The 17055-nt window shown below is 71.9% G+C and carries 13 protein-coding genes; 6 read left to right on the top strand and 7 right to left on the bottom strand.

Going from position 1 to position 17055, the window contains the following annotated elements:
* Positions 1-92 precede the first annotated feature (92 nt).
* On the top strand, positions 93-734 hold the full coding sequence (locus ABT336_RS15640) for a rhomboid family intramembrane serine protease (RefSeq protein WP_350897298.1): 642 nt from the start codon (positions 93-95) through the stop codon (positions 732-734).
* Positions 735-805: 71 nt separating this feature from the next.
* Here ABT336_RS15640 and ABT336_RS15635 read toward each other — a convergent pair whose 3' ends face one another.
* Positions 806-1753: a DMT family transporter gene (locus tag ABT336_RS15635; RefSeq protein ID WP_350897317.1), complete on the bottom strand. Its 948-nt coding sequence runs from the start codon at positions 1751-1753 to the stop codon at positions 806-808.
* A 36-nt stretch (positions 1754-1789) separates the two neighbouring features.
* The gene (glpX, locus tag ABT336_RS15630) at positions 1790-2821 is read right to left on the bottom strand and encodes a class II fructose-bisphosphatase (RefSeq protein ID WP_350897297.1); all 1032 of its coding nucleotides are present in this window, start codon (positions 2819-2821) and stop codon (positions 1790-1792) included.
* A 175-nt stretch (positions 2822-2996) separates the two neighbouring features.
* Between glpX and ABT336_RS15625 the strand changes: the two genes are divergently transcribed.
* Complete coding sequence (locus ABT336_RS15625) at positions 2997-3674, top strand: DUF4245 domain-containing protein (RefSeq protein WP_350897296.1); 678 nt, start codon at positions 2997-2999, stop codon at positions 3672-3674.
* A 220-nt stretch (positions 3675-3894) separates the two neighbouring features.
* A complete protein-coding gene (locus tag ABT336_RS15620) occupies positions 3895-4755 on the top strand; it encodes a hypothetical protein (protein WP_350897295.1) in 861 nt (286 codons plus the stop codon).
* 156 nt (positions 4756-4911) lie between these two features.
* Here the strand turns inward: ABT336_RS15620 and ABT336_RS15615 are convergent, their stop codons facing one another.
* Both ABT336_RS15615 and xseA read right to left on the bottom strand, forming a co-directional pair.
* A complete protein-coding gene (locus ABT336_RS15615) occupies positions 4912-5133 on the bottom strand; it encodes an exodeoxyribonuclease VII small subunit (protein WP_350897294.1) in 222 nt (73 codons plus the stop codon).
* 49 nt (positions 5134-5182) lie between these two features.
* Complete coding sequence (gene xseA, locus ABT336_RS15610) at positions 5183-6400, bottom strand: exodeoxyribonuclease VII large subunit (protein WP_350897293.1); 1218 nt, start codon at positions 6398-6400, stop codon at positions 5183-5185.
* A 112-nt stretch (positions 6401-6512) separates the two neighbouring features.
* On the opposite strand from xseA, the gene ABT336_RS15605 reads away from it, so the two are divergent.
* Both ABT336_RS15605 and ABT336_RS15600 read left to right on the top strand, forming a co-directional pair.
* On the top strand, positions 6513-7505 hold the full coding sequence (locus tag ABT336_RS15605) for a 4-hydroxy-3-methylbut-2-enyl diphosphate reductase (protein WP_350897292.1): 993 nt from the start codon (positions 6513-6515) through the stop codon (positions 7503-7505).
* A 58-nt stretch (positions 7506-7563) separates the two neighbouring features.
* Positions 7564-8025, top strand: a complete 462-nt coding sequence (locus ABT336_RS15600) for a hypothetical protein (RefSeq protein WP_350897291.1) — start codon at positions 7564-7566, stop codon at positions 8023-8025.
* A 175-nt stretch (positions 8026-8200) separates the two neighbouring features.
* Here ABT336_RS15600 and ABT336_RS15595 read toward each other — a convergent pair whose 3' ends face one another.
* The gene (locus ABT336_RS15595; RefSeq protein WP_350897290.1) at positions 8201-11482 is read right to left on the bottom strand and encodes a S8 family serine peptidase; all 3282 of its coding nucleotides are present in this window, start codon (positions 11480-11482) and stop codon (positions 8201-8203) included.
* Positions 11483-11645: 163 nt separating this feature from the next.
* Positions 11646-12818, bottom strand: a complete 1173-nt coding sequence (locus ABT336_RS15590; RefSeq protein ID WP_350897289.1) for a DNA recombination protein RmuC — start codon at positions 12816-12818, stop codon at positions 11646-11648.
* Positions 12819-12936: 118 nt separating this feature from the next.
* On the opposite strand from ABT336_RS15590, the gene ABT336_RS15585 reads away from it, so the two are divergent.
* Complete coding sequence (locus tag ABT336_RS15585; RefSeq protein WP_350897288.1) at positions 12937-13698, top strand: hypothetical protein; 762 nt, start codon at positions 12937-12939, stop codon at positions 13696-13698.
* Between the two features lie 69 nt (positions 13699-13767).
* On the opposite strand, the gene ppc is transcribed toward ABT336_RS15585, so the two are convergent.
* Entirely contained in the window at positions 13768-16554 is a 2787-nt protein-coding gene (ppc, locus tag ABT336_RS15580; protein ID WP_350897287.1) for a phosphoenolpyruvate carboxylase, read from the bottom strand.
* Positions 16555-17055 lie beyond the last annotated feature (501 nt).

Here is a 17055-nt window from a genome sequence, read left to right as displayed (position 1 = left end):
GGGATCGCCCACACCCCGCCGTCGACGTTTTGCGCACCCGATCGACCCCGCAGAGGTGGCGGACCGGGCCGATTGCTGATAGCTCTTGGGGGGTGACCTTGGGCCCAGGCGGCAACGACCCCAACCGGTTCGGCACCGAGGCGTTCTACGCCTCGCTCGGCCGGGCCTTCGTCGCCATGTGTGCCGTCGTGCCGATCCTCTTCCTCATCGAGGCGCTGGACGTCTGGTTGGGGGCCGGGTTCGACATGGCTGCCGGGATCATCCCGCGCCGGATCGAGGGGCTCGACGGGGTCTTCTTCTCCCCGTTCCTGCACCACGGCTTCGACCACCTCTACAGCAACAGCATCCCGCTGATCCTGTTGGGGACCTTCGTCCTGGCCGCCGGGCTCCGCCGGTTCCTCTGGTCGACCCTGGTCATCATCCTGGTCAGCGGCCTCGGCGTCTGGTTCACCGGCTCACCCAACTCCATCGTGGTCGGGGCCAGTGGAGTCATCTTCGGCTACCTCGGAATCCTGTTCATGCGCGGCATCGTCGAGCGGAGCTGGTGGAACTTCGCAGTGGTCCTGCTGGTGGGCCTGCTCTACGGGTGGCAGCTCATCGGGATCCTCCCCACCGACGAGCGGATCTCCTGGCAGGGACACCTGTTCGGGCTGCTCGGCGGGTTCGTCGCGGCGATCATCTTCCGGCGTCGGGCGAAGGACGACTCCGATCCGTACCCCCTGACCGCCCCCTGACCGTCCACGTCACCGCCGCGTCGGACCGGCCGGGTGCCGTCGGACCGGGCGGGCGGGTCGGACCGGGCGGGCTACCGCTGGGTCGGGGCGGGCGCGCTGCCGGAGCGTCGGACCGGGGCGAGGGCGGCGACGAGCACGGCGACCAGGGTCAGCGCCGCCCCCATCAGGGTGGTCGGCCCGGGCTGGGAGGCCGCCGTCGGCAGGATCAGGTCCAGGGCGACTGCACCGACGATCTGCCCGGCGATGGTGGCCAGGCCGAGCAGCAGGACCCCGGTCAGCCCGACCAGTGCGGCGGCCACCGCGATGAAGGCGATGCCCAGCGGGCCGCCGAGGTAGAGCCACGGCTCGGTGGGGAACCGCCCGGTCGGCCAACCGCGTACCGCGACCTCGACGGCGAACGTGAGGAGCAGGGCGACGGTACCGACTGTGAAGTTCACGGCGGTCGCTGTCATCGTGCTGGCGCTGGCGGCCCGGACCCGACCGTTGACCGCCTGCTGCCAGGCGATGCCGACACCGGCGAGCAGAGGCAGCACGGCCAGGGCCAACGCGCCGGGGTCGGCGAGTCGGTCCCCGACGGCCAGCAGGACCGCCAGGACTGTCAGCGCCGCCCCGGCCAGTCGGGGGGCGGTTACCGGTTGCCGGCCGGTGGGACCGATCCCGGCCCGGTCGACGAGCAGACTGCTGCCGGTCTGCCCGGCGACCACCGCCACGGTGAAGATCGCCACCCCCAGGGTGCCGATGGTCAACCCCTGGGCGGCCACCAGGAACGCGCCGCACAACCCGCCGAGGCAGTGCCACGGGCGGAGCGCCCCGGTGGTCAGGGCGGTACGCAGAGCCGCCACTCCGCGCCGACCGGAGGTGGTGGCGGAGACCAGGACCAGCAGCACCAGCAGCCCCAGGCCGAACGAGACCACGGCGGCGGCGATCCCGTCGGCCAGGCGTACGCCGAGTTCGCCGTTGATCCGGGACTGGACTGCCACGGCGACGCCGGAGGCGGTGGCCAGGGCGACCCCGGCGATCCGGCGGGAGGTGGGGGGAGGTGAGCCGTCCGTGGTCTACTCCTGCTCGGCCAGGGGGCGACCGTCGAAGTTGATCGCCGAGTAGAGGGCCAACTTCTCCAACCGGTGGTACGAGTCGATCACCCGGATGGTGCCGCTCTTCGACCGCATCACGATCGACTGGGTGTACGCCCCGCCCGCCCGGTAGCTGACCCCCCGCAGCAGGTCGCCGGAGGTGATCCCGGTGGCCACGAAGAAGCAGTTGTCCCCGGTGACCAGGTCGTCGGTGGTGAGGACCCGGTCCAGGTCGTGTCCGGCGGCCAGCGCCTTCTCCCGCTCGGCGTCGTCGCGCGGCCAGAGCTTGGCCTGCATCACCCCGCCCATGCACTTGAGCGCACACGCCGAGGTGATCCCCTCAGGGGTGCCGCCCACGCCCATCAGCACGTCGACGTCGGACTCGCCCCGGGCGGCGGCGATCGCCCCGGCGATGTCACCGTCGGAGATGAACCTGATGCCCGCCCCGGTGTGCCGGATCTGGTCGATCAGCTCGGCGTGCCTCGGCCGGTCCAGGACGCAGACGGTGACCTCGGACACGTCGGTGCCCTTGGCCCGGGCGATCCGCCGGATGTTCTCCGCCGGCCCGGCGTCGATGTCCACCACGTCGGCGTAGTCCGGCCCGACGGCGAGCTTCTCCATGTAGAAGACCGCGCTGGGGTCGAACATGGCACCCCGCTCGGCGACCGCCAGGACCGCGAGGGCGTTCGGCATGCCCTTGCTCATCAGGGTGGTGCCGTCGATCGGGTCGACAGCGACGTCGACCTCCGCGCCCGTGCCGTCGCCGACCTGCTCACCGTTGAACAGCATCGGGGCGTTGTCCTTCTCGCCCTCGCCGATCACCACGACGCCCCGCATGGGGATCGAGTTGATCAGTTTGCGCATGGCGTCGACGGCGGCTCCGTCGCCGCCCTCCTTGTCGCCCCGGCCGACCCAACGGCCGGCGGCCATCGCCGCCGCCTCGGTCACCCGGACCAGATCCAGGGCCAGGTTGCGGTCCAGGTTCTGTGGGATGCGGGTCCTGGTGTTCGTCATTGACGGCTCCTCCTCGCGACGTTGCGGGGTGGACCGGCGTGCGGCCGCCGCCGGCTGTGCCGCTGATCCTCACACGGTGGTCGATTCGGCGTCCCCACTCGGTGGCCAATCTAACGCCGGGGTACCTCGGTGGTGGTGCCGAACGCGGCAACCGGGCTCCTGTCAAGATGGAATGGTGGAACCCGCACACTCTGCCAACCGCGTACCCGCCGACTCGACGCCGCCGGACGGCCAGCCTCCGGTGACCTCGTCCGGCCCCCGGGAGGGGGCTCCCACTCCCGCTACCGAGGGGGCGGCCGTGCCCGTCGACGACGAGCCGGCACCCGGCGTGCCCCCGGCCTCGGACCGCGCCGGGCGCCGCCCCCGGGACATGGTGATCTCCATGTTGGTGCTGCTGGTGCCGATCGCGATCTTCTTCGCCTTCTACCGGGGATTCCTCGGCGGAGACCAGCCGGTCACCGTCGACACCGCCCCCGCCATCGACCAGGCCCGGTCCGCGGCCCTCTTCCCCGTCAGCGAGCCCACCGGGCTCGGCGACAGCTGGCGGCCGATCCGGGCCAACTTCCAGACGGTGGACGACGGGTCGAGCCTGCGCATCGGGTACGTCACCCCGGAGGGGCGCGGTGCCCAACTCGTGCAGAGCAACGTGCCGCCGGAACGCCTCCTCCCGACCGAGCTGACCGCCGAGGGGCAGCCCCAGGGGGCGGTGGACCTGGACGGGCGGAGCTGGCAGCGGTACACCGCACGCGGCAACGAGCAGGCGTACGTCCTGCTGGAGCCGGAACGGACCGTCCTGGTGATCGGGGACGCGCGGGACAACGAACTACGCCAGTTGGCGATCTCCCTGCGCTGACCGGGATCCGGGAGGGGGTCGATCCACCCCGCCCTATCGGCGACAGCGCCCGGAACGGGCGCGATCGGTGATTACCGAAGCCGACGGCAGGGAACAGAAGGTACGGAGCCCACCGGTTGCGTACCGCCGGCCGGAGGGCCGTGGCCGGGATGGAAGCACATCCCGGCGGCACACCTCCGGCGACCTCGCGGGCCGGACGACCCACCTGGAGAGGTACCCCGTGACGATTCGGCGCTTCAGCACGGCGGTCTTCGCCGCCGCCCTCCTCACCCCCGCCCTGGCCGCCTGCACCGGCACCGACACCGCCGAGCCTGGTGCCTCGGCCACCCCGACCGCCTCCGGTAGCGCAGCGCCCGACCCGTCCGGCGGCCCGACCGGTGCGACCGTCGACGCCGACGCCAAGCAGGCGCTGCTGGCCTCGACGAACGAGATCAGGAACGGCAACTTCAAGTTCACCATGTCCGGTGGCGGGTCGACCGCCGAGGGGCAGGTGCACGAACCGAGCCAGAGCGCGCAGATGAAGGTCACCCTCGGCGAGGCGGGGTCCGACCTGATGGTCGTCCTCGACATCGTCCACGTGAAGCCGGAAAGCTGGGTGAAGGCGGAGGTCGGCGGCCGGAACGCACCACGGCTGTCGGAGATCCGTGACGTCGACCTGAGCAAGTACCAGCGCCTGGACCAGACCAAGATCCAGAATGACCGCAACCTCGGCTTCGACTTCGACAAGCTCGACCCGGCGGGCAGCGAGGTGATCACGCAGAGCATCACCGAGGTACGGCGGGAGGGCGACGGCAGCTACGCCGGCACCATCGACCTGACCAAGGCTGCCGAGGCCGGCTCCCTCGACGACGGTCTGGTGGCCCAGATCGGCCCGGAGGTCCGCACCGTGCCCTTCACCGCCCGCCTGGACCCGCAGGGCCGGCTCAGCGAACTGGCCATCCAGATCGCCGACACCGGCGAGGGGCGTGCCGAGGAAGTGAAGGTCACCTACTCGGACTACGGCAACGCCACCGCCGCCCAGAAGCCACCGGCGGACCAGGTCCAGGAGGCACCGGAGGCGCTGTACAGCCTCTTCCGGTGACCTGAGGCGACAATGAGCGGGACCCGACAGCTGTCGGGTCCCGCGTCGCGTCCACGAGCCGCCCGACGGACGGGATCGGCGTGCGGGGTCGGCGGGCGTCCGCCGGATGTCGTGCGGGTGGCCGGAGATGGCCGGGGGGGGGGCAGGAGTCGGCGGTCAGGAGTCGGCGGTCTGGCGGGCGGCGTCGATCCGCGCCCGCGCACCGTCCAGGCGACGCTGGCAGATCGCGGCCAGCGCCTCGCCGCGCTCCCAGAGAGTCAACGACTCCTCCAGTGACGTGCCGCCGGCCTCCAGCCGCTCGACCACCGTGGCCAACTCGGCCCGGGCCTGCTCGTAGCTGAGCCGCTCGTCCGGCCCGGCCTTCTTCTCGTCGCTCATCGGTCCCATCTCAGCACACCCCTGTGACGAACCGGCGGTGGCGCGGTCCTCAGCCGTCGACGGTGGCTGCCAGTTCCCCCTCGGCGAGGCGTACCCGCAGCTGGTCGCCCGGGCCGACCTCGGAGGCGGCACGGACGACGTGACCGTCACCGCGCTGGACGATGGCGTACCCCCGGTCGAGGGTGGCCGCCGGGGAGAGACCGCGCAGCCGGGCCACCGTGTGCCGCAGGTCGTCACCGGCGGCGGCCAGCCGGTGGTCCAGACACCTGTCGGCCCGCTGACGCAGCGCGGTCACCTCGGTCACCCGCTGGTCGACGATCACCTGCGGGCGGGCCAGCACCGGACGGCTCCGCAGCGATTCCACGCGGTGCCGCTCCCGGTCCAGCAGGTTGCCCACCGCCCGTTCCAGCCGGGACCGGGCCTGCCCGATGAGGCGCACCTCCTCGGTGAGGTCCGGGACGATCCGCTTGGCCGCGTCGGTGGGGGTGGAGGCGCGTACGTCGGCGACGTAGTCGACCAGCGGCGCGTCGGTCTCGTGGCCGATGGCGCTGACCACCGGCGTCCGGCAGGCGAACACCGCCCGACAGAGCGCCTCGTCGGAGAAGGGGAGCAGGTCCTCGATGCTGCCACCGCCCCGGGCCAGGACGATCACCTCGATTTCCGGATCGGCGTCGAGGAACCGCAACGCGTCGACGATCTGCGGCACCGCACCCGGACCCTGGACCGCAACGTTGACGGTGCGGAAGTCCACCGCCGGCCACCGCCGCCGGGCGTTGGTCAGGACGTCCCGCTCGGCCGCCGAGGCCCGGCCGGTTATCAGACCCACCCGGCCCGGCAGGAACGGGGGGCGGCGTTTGCGGTTGCGGTCGAACAGCCCCTCGGCGGCGAGCAGCTTCTTGAGCTTCTCCAGGCGGGCCAGCAGCTCACCGAGCCCCACCTGCCTGATCTCGTCGGCGCGGAGGCTGAGCGTGCCCCGGGCGGCGTAGAACTCCGGCTTGGCGTGCAGCACCACCCGGGCACCCTCACGCAGCTCCGGCGCCCCGGCGTCGAGGACGTCCCGGTTGGTGGTGACGGTCAGGCTCAGATCCGCCGACGGGTCCCGCAGGGTGAGGAAGACGGTGCCCGCCCCCGGGCGCCGACTGATCTGCGCCACCTGCCCGTCCACCCAGACCCAGCCGAGTCGGGCGATCCAGGCGCCGACCTTCTGGCTGACCACGCGGACCGGCCAGGGCTCCTCGGCACTGCTCTTCGCACCCGACTCAGCCATCCACCCACCCTAGAACCACCCGCCGACATCCCCGACCGCCACTCCCACCGGGTACGGGATGGGGGAACGCCGGAGGAACGGGGGCGGGTGGAACGGCACGTACGATGGTCGGGTGAGCGAGGCTGAGGCGACCCCCAAGACCGGCAAGCGCGTACTCCTGGCCAACCCCCGTGGCTACTGCGCGGGCGTGGACCGGGCGGTGCAGACCGTGGAAGAGGCGCTGAAGCTCTACGGTGCCCCGATCTACGTCCGCAAGCAGATCGTGCACAACAAGCACGTGGTGCAGACCCTGGAGGCCCAGGGCGCGATCTTCGTGGAGGAGAACGAGGAGGTGCCCGAGGGCGCCACGGTGATCTTCTCCGCGCACGGAGTGGCCCCCGAGGTCCACGAACAGGCCCGGGCCCGCTCGCTGAAGGCGATCGACGCGACCTGCCCGTTGGTGACGAAGGTGCACCACGAGGCGCGCCGGTTCGCCGCCGACGACTACGACATCCTGCTCATCGGCCACGAGGGGCACGAGGAGGTCATCGGCACCGCCGGTGAGGCCCCCGCCCACATCCAGCTGGTGGACGGCCCGGAGGACGTCGAGAACGTCACCGTCCGGGACCCGGAGAAGGTCGTCTGGCTCTCCCAGACCACCCTGTCTGTCGACGAGACGCTGGAGACCGTCGCCCGGCTCAAGAAGCGGCTGCCGCTGCTCCAGTCGCCCCCGAGCGACGACATCTGCTACGCCACCTCCAACCGTCAGCACGTGGTCAAGGAGATCGCCGCCGAGTGCGACGTGGTGATCGTGGTCGGATCCCGCAACTCCTCCAACTCCGTACGCCTTGTCGAGGTGGCCCTGGACGCCGGGGCCCGCGCCGGCCACCTCGTCGACTTCGCCCACGAGATCGAGGACGCCTGGCTGACGGGGGCGGACACCGTCGGCGTGACCTCGGGGGCCAGCGTGCCGGACGAGCTGGTGCAGCAGGTCCTCGCCCACCTCGCCGAGCGCGGGTTCGCCGACGTCCAGGAGATCACCACCGCGGACGAGCGGCTGACCTTCTCGCTGCCGCAGGAGCTGAAGCGGGACATGAAGGCCGCCGCTGCCGCCGCCCGGGGTTGATCCCGGTGCCGCAGCCGTCGGCGGGAACGGATCGGTGCGGGGCCCCGTCGGATCAGGTATGAGGAACTTCCGGATCGTTCTCTGCGCGTTGGTCGCCTGCACGCTGCTGAGTGCCTGTGCGGGGGACACTGCCGACGACCAGCCCTCCGCCCCCGCGACGACGACGGGAGAGACCCCGGTGCCCACCGACCCGACCGCCTCCTCGACCCCGGTCGACCCAACTGATCCCGGTACGCCGAGCGCGCCGGCCGACCCGACCGGGCGCCCCTCCGCCGGGGACCCCGGCCGTCCGGGCGGGAGCGCCGCCCCGAAACCGGGCACCACCACCCTGACCGGCAGAGTCGGGGCCGGGGTGGAGCCGGGGTGTCTCCTCCTCGACGGATATCTCCTGGTCGGCGGGGACACGTCGGTGCTCAGGCCCGGTGCCCGGGTGACCGTCACGGGGAAGGTCGAGGAGGGGCTGATGACCACCTGCCAGCAGGGCACCCCCTTCGTCGTGTCGACCGCCCACCCGGCCTGACCGTCCAGTTTCGGTCTGACTGCGCCGTTCCTGCCCGCCTGGCCCGACCATCCAGTTTCGGCCGGGTCCGGACGGGCCGTTCCGGCCGGAGCAGACGACGGAGCCCGCCCCCGAGGACTCGGGGACGGGCTCCGCTCATCCGGTCAGGTGGTGAACCGGATCGGATCGGATCGGATCAGTTCACCGCGTGGATGGCGACGGCACCCCGGCCGACGACGGCACCCTCGGTGGTCACCACGTTCAGTTCACCCTGCAACTCCCGGCCGGCAGCCGGGGTGGAGAGGGCGGTCACCGTACCGGTGAGGGTGGCGTTGGCACCGTGCGGCAGGTTGAGCGGAGTGGTCGGCGCGGTCAGCGAGCCCAGCGACGCCGCCGAGAACGAGTCCCGGTAGTCGTACGCGGTGCTGGTGCCCGGCCCGTCGACCGAGTAGCCGTCCACCACGACCCGGTAGGTGCCCGGCTGCGGGTTGGTGAGGGTCACCGCCTCCTCGGAGTCGCCGTCGGCCTGCTGGCCGACCAGGGTGCTGCCCCGGTAGACGCTCAGGTCGAGGTCGGCGCCGGGGTTGGCGGTGTTGCCGATCCGGGCGGTGAAGGTGCTCGCCCCGGCGGGCACCTCGACGGTGAACTCCTGCTGCCCGCCGTGGGCGATGGTGGGCCGTTCGGTGTGGACGCTGGCCAGCGGGCCACCCCTGCCGGTCACCGGGACCGGTCCGAAGGTGTTCGTCAGCTCCCAGCTCACCGGGGTCGGCGTACCGGCGGTGACGCCGGGCAGGTCGACGACGGCCGGGGAGACCGCGACGCCCTGCACCCGGGCCTGCAACCGGAACGGGTTGTTCAACGCCGGTGAGGTACGCCGCGACTCGACCTCGATCTCCCAGACCCCCGGGATGGGGCTCGGGTAGTCCCGTTCCTGCGGCTTGCACACGTTCGGGTCGGAGAAGTTGGTGAAGCACAGGGTGCTCGCCGTGCCCTCCGTCGGCACCCCGTACGGGTTGATCGCGATGAACCGGGTCTGCGAACCGGTGGCGATGCCCGAGAGGTTCACCTGCAACGCCCCGGCCCCCGGGGGGACCGTCACGAAGTAGGAGGTGTAGCCGTTGCGGTCGACGGAGCCCTCGGCCGAGAAGGAGAAGTTCGGCTGCTTCACCTCGTTGGCGGCGACCACGACGGTGGCGATCTCGAAGTCCACCACCGAGGTGTTCGGGTCGTCGATCGTCATCAGCGCGCCGTGCACCCCGGCGGTGCCCGGCTTGGCGGTGACCGGGATGGTGACCGGCTGGTTCAGCGGCAGCGACACCTGCTTGCGGGTACGGAAGGTGCCCTCGTCGCCCTCGAAGGTGATCTCGTGGGCGATGCCCCGGGCCGGTCCGCTGGTCCGGGTGAGGGTGACCTCGTACGTCTTGGCCTGGTTGACCTTCTGGCCACCGTCGGCCACCGCACACCTGTTGTAGACCCCGGGACCCCGGTGCGGGTTGGGCACGAAGGCGCCGAGGTCGCTGTCGTACCGGCTCAGGCTGGCCGACAGCGGGGTGCAGACCGGGGCGTCGGAGACGTACGAACGGGTCTCCACACCCTCGTCGAGCAGCTCCCACGCGCCGGTCACGTCGAACATGCCGTAACCCTGCGCGTACGTCGGGACGCCCTCGATCGGGTTCGCCGAGGTGTAGACGGCCCGGCGCAGCGCGGCCGGGGTGACCCCCTTGTCGGTCGCCTTGGCGGCCGACAGGAGCAGGGCTGCGGCCCCGGCGGCCTGCGGAGAGGCCATCGAGGTGCCGTTGAGCATCTGGTAGCCCGGGGGCAGCGGGTAGCCGGCCTCCGGAACCGGGGACCCGGCCTGCCAGAGCGGCGTGGTGGAGATCGCCGAACCCGGGGCGGCGATGTTCGGCTTGAACCCGCCGTCCTCCCGGGGGCCGCGCGAGGAGAAGTTGAACAGCGCGTTCTCCTTGCGGACCACCGACCCGTAGTTGGCCAGCCAGGTGTCCTTGCTGATGCTGGCCGCGACGCTGACCACGTTGCCGGCCACCGACGGGTCGCCGACGGTGTTCAGGCCGGGACCGGAGTTGCCGGCTGAGATGAACATCTGCACGCCGTAGATGTCGATCAGGTCGTTGTAGAGCTGGGCGCGGGCGTTGGCACCGTCGTTGAGGGTGGGCAGGCCGCCGATCGACATGTTGACCACGTCGACCCTGCGGTTGACGACCAGGTCGACCATGCCGGTGGTCAGGGCGGCGGCGGTGCACCCGCCACTCCACGAGCAGGCCCGGGAGGAGACCAGCTTCGCGCCGGGGGCGGCACCGTCGAAGGCGCTGTTGCCCAGCATGTCGTTGGCGGCGGTGATCCCGGCGACGTGGGTGCCGTGGGCGCTGGAGACGATCCCGATGTTGACGAAGTCGACAGGTCCGATGCTGGTGGGCACGGCCTTGCGGTACTCCACCACGAAGGGGGTCTGCTCACGGACGGGGGTGGCCGGGTTGTCGGTGCCGAAGTGGCCGACCTGGAACTGCTCCCGGTAGGGGCGGAACTTCTCGTTCGCGGAGAAGACCTGGTCGGAGTTGGCGTCGACCCAGATGTCGTTGGTTCCCGGGTGGAACAGCACGCCGAAGGTGTCGGTGGTGTCGCCGTCGCGGTTGACGTCGCCACGGTGGTCGGTGGCGGCGGTGATCGCCTCGCTGAACCTGTTGAACCGGTAGGTCCCGGCCGGGGCCGTCCAGGTCGTACCGGCGGCGGTGAAGGTGGGTCCGGTGACCTCGGTGGTCATCGGCCGCCAGCTCGCGTCCTCCAGCGGGTCGGTGGCGGTGACCCAGTCGGCGATCTTCCGCTCGCCGGTGGTGGTCTGCTGGAGCGCGGGATGGTCGAGGTCCACACCGGAGTCCATGATGCCGATCGTCACGCCCCGGCCGTCCCACTGCGGGTTGGCGGCCTTGAACGCCTCCGCCCCGGTCTCGTGCGTCGGCATGTACGGGTTGACGCCGGGGGTGTCCACGCCCGGCCCGGTGAGGGTGACACCCTGGGCGGCGGCGACGGTCCCGTCCGGGGCCCGCTCCGGGGCCGGGTCGGGGAGCTTGATCTCCTCGTCGAGGTCCACGGCGGCGACCCCGGGCAGGGTGGCGGCCTTGAGGACCTGGCCGGTCGGGACCGTGGCCAGGACGTACCCGACCCTGTCGTACTGCTGGCTGACCGAGCCGCCGAGTCGGCGGACGCCGTCGGCGACCTTCTTCGCGGCACCCTTGTCGGCGGCCACGATCAGGGTCACGGTCGGGGCCTTCTCGGCCTCGGCCTGGGCCAGCAGTCTGGCGTCGTGCGGGCCGAGCGTCTCGGCGGCGGTGGCCGGTGAGCCGTCGGCGGGCGCGGCGCTCGCGGTGGTGGCACCGGCCACCACTGAGATCGCGCCGGCCGCCAGGACCGATGCGACGAAGGCGGCGGAGGTACGCCGACTCCTGATGCGGGGTTTGCTCACGTTCGGTATCCCCCAGGAAGGTGGAAGGCCCCGGGTACGCCGGGGCGCACGTGAGCGACATACTTCGTTGTTTCAGTCGTCGATGTCCACTACTCGGTAGTACGTTGTGACCAGGTCGTGACTTTCCGCGCCGGACGGTCCGATCCCGACCGTGGCCACGCCGTCAGTGATCGACAGGCGTGGACGGTCCGGTCCGAGCCCGCTCGACCAGTTCGGGCGCCTGCGGCTGGCGGGGGGCCAGTTCGACCTGCGCCGGAACGGCGAGATCCTGATCGGACACCCCCAGCTCGGCGAGCTTGCGCGCACTGACCAGCACCCGGGACTCCAGGCTGCCCACCGCCCTGTTGTACGCCGTCACCGCCGAACCGAGCGACGTACCCAACCTCCCGACGTGGTCGCCGAGGGTGGAGAGTCGTCCGTACAGCTCACGGGCGAGCGAGTGCACCGCCACGGCGTTGCGCGCCAGGGCCTCCTGCCGCCACGAGTAGGCCACCGTCCGCAGCAGCGCCACCAGGGTGGCCGGGGTGGCCAGCACGACGTTGCGGGCGAAGGCGTGCTCCAGCAGGCTCGGGTCCCGCTGCAACGCCACGTCGAGGAAGGGGTCGGCCGGCACGAACAGCACCACGAACTCCGGGGTGCTGTCGAACGCCGACCAGTACGCCTTCGCGGCCAACGCGTCCACGTGGGACCGCAGCTGCTTCGCGTGCCTGTCCAGGTGACCGTCGCGCCCCTTCTCGTCGCGGTCCTCCATCGCTGTCAGATACGCGTCGAACGGCACCTTCGCGTCCACCACCACGCTGCGTCCACCGTGCAGCCGGACCACCAGGTCCGGTCGTACCCCCCGATGATCGGTAGCGGCCGTCACCTGCTCGTCGAAGTCGCAGTGCTCCAGCATCCCCGCCGCCTCCACGATCCGGCGCAGCTGGTGCTCCCCCCACCGTCCCCGGACCTGCGGGGCGCGCAGCGCCGCCACCAGCTGCTTCGTCTCGGTCCGCAGCTCGCCGGAGACGGTCCCCATGGCCCGGACCTGTTCCCGCAGTTCGGCGTAGGCGTCGACCCGGTCGCGTTCCAGCTCGGTGACGCGGTTCTCGTACCGGCGCAGGGTGTCGTGCAGCGGGGCGACAGCCCGGGCCACCGCCTCCTGCGACTGGGCGGTCGCCTCGTAGCTCAACGCCCGCATCGACTGCTCCAACCGCCCCTCACCCTCCCTGGTGGCGGCGAGGGTCGCCTCCAGCCGGGCGATGTCGGCGGCGGCTCGGCTGCGGGCCGCGTACCACCCCACCGCCGCCCCGGCACCCAGGCAGACGAGGACCACGGCCAGCGTCGAGAACTCCATTCCCGCAGCTTGCCAAACCACCCCGCTCCCCGCCCGCCTCCGCACCCGAGGAATGGCTTGTGATCATCGGCGGGCTGCGGCACGGGCAGGCGTGGCGGGTTCCGGGTACCGTCGGAGTATGGAATTTCTGCTGGTGATCGTGCTGGTGGCCCTGCTCGGTGGTGGCTTCCTGTGGTGGAGGCGCGAGAAAGCCGCCCGACAGGTTCGCGAGCTGGCCGACGTGCGCGCCGACGCTCAGCGCTGGTACGAGCGCCTCGGTGGTCAGGTGATGAACCTGCACGGTGACGAGCCGGCGGTCCGTCAGGCCCTCGTCGACGCCGGTGAGCGGTACAACGCCGCCGGGAGCCAGCTCGAACAGGCTCGTACCGTGCAGCAGTTCCGGCTGGCCCGGGAGACGGCCCTGGAGGGGCTGGCCTACGTCCGGGCGGCCCGGACCGCGCTCGGCATCGACCCGGGACCGGAGCTGCCGCCGCTGGCCGCCGCGCAGGGTGCGGGGCAGTTGACCAAGGAGCGTGAGGTCAACGTCCAGGGGCAGAACTTCAAGGCGGGCCCGCAGCCGGGCCGGGACACCCCCTACTACTACCCCGGCGGGCGGATGCAGGGGCGGCCGGTGCCGGCCGGGTGGTACTCGACGCCCTGGTGGAAGACGGCGATGGGCGCGGGCGTCGGCGTGCTCGGCGGCATGCTGATCGCCGACGCGCTGCTGTCGCCGAGCTTCGGCGACCCTGGTTACGCCGCCGGCTACGAGGACGGCATGGACGCCGGAGGGGACATGGGCGACGGCGGCGACTTCGCCACCGCCGGGGATCCGGGCGGCGGGGACTACGGCGGCGGTGACTTCGGTGGTGGGGACTTCGGCGGCGGTGACTTCGACTTCTGACCCGCCGCACCAGGAAAGGCGACGGCCGACCCGTTCCGGGTCGGCCGTCGCCTTTCGTCGTCGGTCCGGTCAGCCGGTGTTGCGCATCCCCGCGGCGATGCCGTTGACGGTGGTGAGCAGGGCCCGCTCCAGGGCCGTACCGTCGCTGGGGGCGCGCCGACCACCGGGGGCGGTGACGACGGCCCGACCTGCGGCACCGGAGTCCCGGTACTGGCGCAGCAGCGCCACCTGAAGGTGGTGCAGCGGCTCCAGGTAGGTGTCCCGGACGGCGAGGGTGCGCTGGAGGACCGGCGAGTTGTCCAGCAGGTCGGGGCTGGAGGTGACAGCCAGGACCTCCCGCCGGGTCAGCTCGTACTCCGCCTCGATCTTGTCGAAGATCGGGTGGAGCTTCTTGGGGACCAGCGTCTCGACGTACCGGCGGGCGATGTCGAGGTCGGTCTTGGTCAGCATCATCTCGACGTTCGACAGGAACGTGCGGAAGAAGTGCCAGTTGCGGTACATCTCGGCGAGGACGTCCGAGTGCCCGGCCTCCCGGGCGGCGGCCAGTCCGGCGCCGACCCCGAACCAGCCGGGGACGATCTGCCGGGTCTGGGTCCAGCCGAAGACCCACGGGATGGCCCGCAGTCCGGAGAGCCCCGCACCGGTGTTCGGTCGCTTCGCCGGCCGGGAGCCGATGTTGAGCTGGCCGAGCAGCTCGGTGGGGGTCGAAGCCCAGAAGTACGCGGGCAGGTCCGGGTCCTCCACCAGCGACCGGTAGGAGCGGTACGCCGACGCGGAGACCGCGTCCATCGTCGCGTCCCAGCGCTCCAACATCTCGGCCGGCTGGCGGGGGGCGGTGTGCAGGAGGGTCGCCTGGAGCACCGCGGCGACAGTCAGTTCCAGGTTCTCCCGGGCCAGCGCGGGCAGGGTGTACTTGTCGGAGATGACCTCACCCTGCTCGGTGACCTTGATCGCGCCGTCCAGGGTGCCGTACGGCTGGGCCAGGATCGCGTCGTGGGTGGGCCCACCACCACGACCGACGGTGCCGCCCCGGCCGTGGAAGAGCCGCAGGTGTACGCCGTGCCGGGCGGCCACGTCCCGCAGCGCCCGCTGGGCGCGGTGGATGGACCACTGGCTGGTGGTGATGCCGGCCTCCTTGTTCGAGTCGGAGTAGCCCAGCATCACCTCCTGGACGTCTCCCCGCGCCGTGACCAGGGCCCGGTACGCGGGCAGCGACAGCAGCTCGTCGAGGAGTTCACCGCCGGCGTCCAGCTCGGCAGGGGTCTCCAGCAGCGGCACGAACCCGATCCGGGCGCGCCCGCTGTGCACGTCGACGAGCCCCGCCTCGCGGGCCAGCACCACGGCGGCGAGGACGTCGTCGACGCCGAGGGTCATCGAGATGATGTACGACTCGATCACCTCGTTGCCGAACCGGTCCTGCGCCTCGCGGATGGTGGTGAAGACGTCGAAGGTCTTGCGGGCGCCCTCGGTCAGCGGGATGTCGACGGCGGCCAGCGGGCGACGTCCGGTCAGCTCGTCGGCGAGCAGCTTGGTCCGCTCCAGCCGGGTCAGCGCCGGGTAGTCGGTGACCTCGCCGACGGCGTCGTAGAACTGGGCGAGGACGGCGTGGTGCGCCTCGGCGTGCTCACGGACGTCCATGGTGGCCAGGTGCAGCCCGAACGCGGAGACAGTACGGATGGTGGTGGCGAGCCGGCCCACGGCGGTGAGCTGGCCGGAGTTGCGGGCCAGTGAGGCGCGCAGCAGCTCCAGGTCGGCGATCAGTTCGGCGCTGCCCCGGTAGTCCCGACCGGGGACGTGCGGGGTGGCCTGCCGGAGTCGGGCCCGGGTGTTGGCCAGCTTCGCCCGGACGCACCGGGCCTTGAGCCGGTACGGCTCCTCGGCGTTGACCCGCCGGAACCGGGGGGCCACCTCGGGGAGGGCGTCGAGGTCGGCGGCGAGGCTGGCGGAGAGGTCCAGTGACACCCCGCGCAGTCGGCGGGAGACCGAGACCTCGTTGATCAGGGCTTCCATCGCCGCCTCGGTGGCGGCGATGCCGTGCTCGTGCTGGATGGTCAGCACCTCGCGGGTGACCAGCGGGGTGACGAACGGGTTGCCGTCGCGGTCGCCGCCGATCCAGGTGCCGAAGGTGAGCGGCCTGGCGGTGGGGGAGGTCTCCACCCCGAGGGTGCGCAGCGTCTCGGCGAGGTCGCCGAGGACCTGGGGGGCGGCCTCGGCGTACAGGTCGCGGAGGTAGTAGATGGCGTTGCGGGCCTCGTCGGTCGGGTCGGGCCGGTCCAGCCGCAGCTCGTCGGTCTGCCACATCAGGTCGAGGACCTCGGCGAGGCGGCGGTTGGCCGGACCCTCGTCGCTGGCTCCGTAGAGGATGGCGTTGGAGGTCTCGGTGTCGAGTTCGTCGGCGACGGTCCGCAGCTTCGACAGGATCGACCGGCGGGCCGCCTCGGTGGGGTGGGCGGTGAAGACCGGCCGGACCGCGAGTCGGCGGGCCGCTGCGGCGATCTCCTCCGCCGGCACCCCCCGTTCGGCGATCATCTTGGCGGCCTGATCCAGCCACCCGCCGTGCATGGCCCGGCGTCGCCGCAGGTCGCGGGCGCGGTGCACCTGTTCGGTGATGTTCGCCAGGTGGAAGTAGGTGGAGAAGGCACGGGCCAGCTTGGTGCCGGTGGTGACGTCGAGCCCGCCGAGCCGCTGGGCGGCGGCGGGGGCGTCGGACCGTACCTGGGCGCGGATCTCCTCGACCAGGTCGAGCAGGGGACGCCCCTCCTGCCGGGCGAGGGTCTGGCCGAGCAGGGTGCCGAGGCGACGGATGTCGGCCCGCAGGGCGGCGTCGGGGCCGTCGTGGTCGTGCTGGTCGGTCACGATGCGCTCCTCACGAGAGTACGAAGGACAGCGCTGTCCGACTTCCCCTGATCGTATCCGCGCCACCCCTTCGGAGAGGAGGGACCCCTTCATAACGCCCTCGGTGGAGGGAGGTGTCCCGTCGGAGACCCGACCCGGTCCGGGGGCCGCGACGTGGCATGTTTGTGCTGGTGGGCGGGGGTATGAGGGTGTCGTCTGTCGGATCCGCAACGATTCACGTGATCCAGCCCACCCCCACGGGCCGGGGCCCCGCGCCGTGCCCGGACACCTCTCGATCGGGCGCCTGTGGAGCTGCCCCCACAGACGGGGCAGGCCCGAGCGGGCGGGATGTCGGGCCGACCGGACGGGAGCCGCCCGGGGTGGGACTGCCGGTTGGTCCTACCGGCGGGGCAGGCGCGGGGGGGGGGGGGGTGGCGCCGGGCCCCCCCCCCGCGGGGGGGGGGGCGCGGCGGCCCCCCAGGGCGCGAGCGGCAACACCAACAAAATTGGCAGGTTCTTGTA

It is taken from the genome of Micromonospora sp. NPDC000207 (assembly GCF_040300925.1).
Classification (GTDB): domain Bacteria; phylum Actinomycetota; class Actinomycetes; order Mycobacteriales; family Micromonosporaceae; genus Micromonospora.
This window is presented reverse-complemented; position numbering and strand designations above follow the sequence as displayed.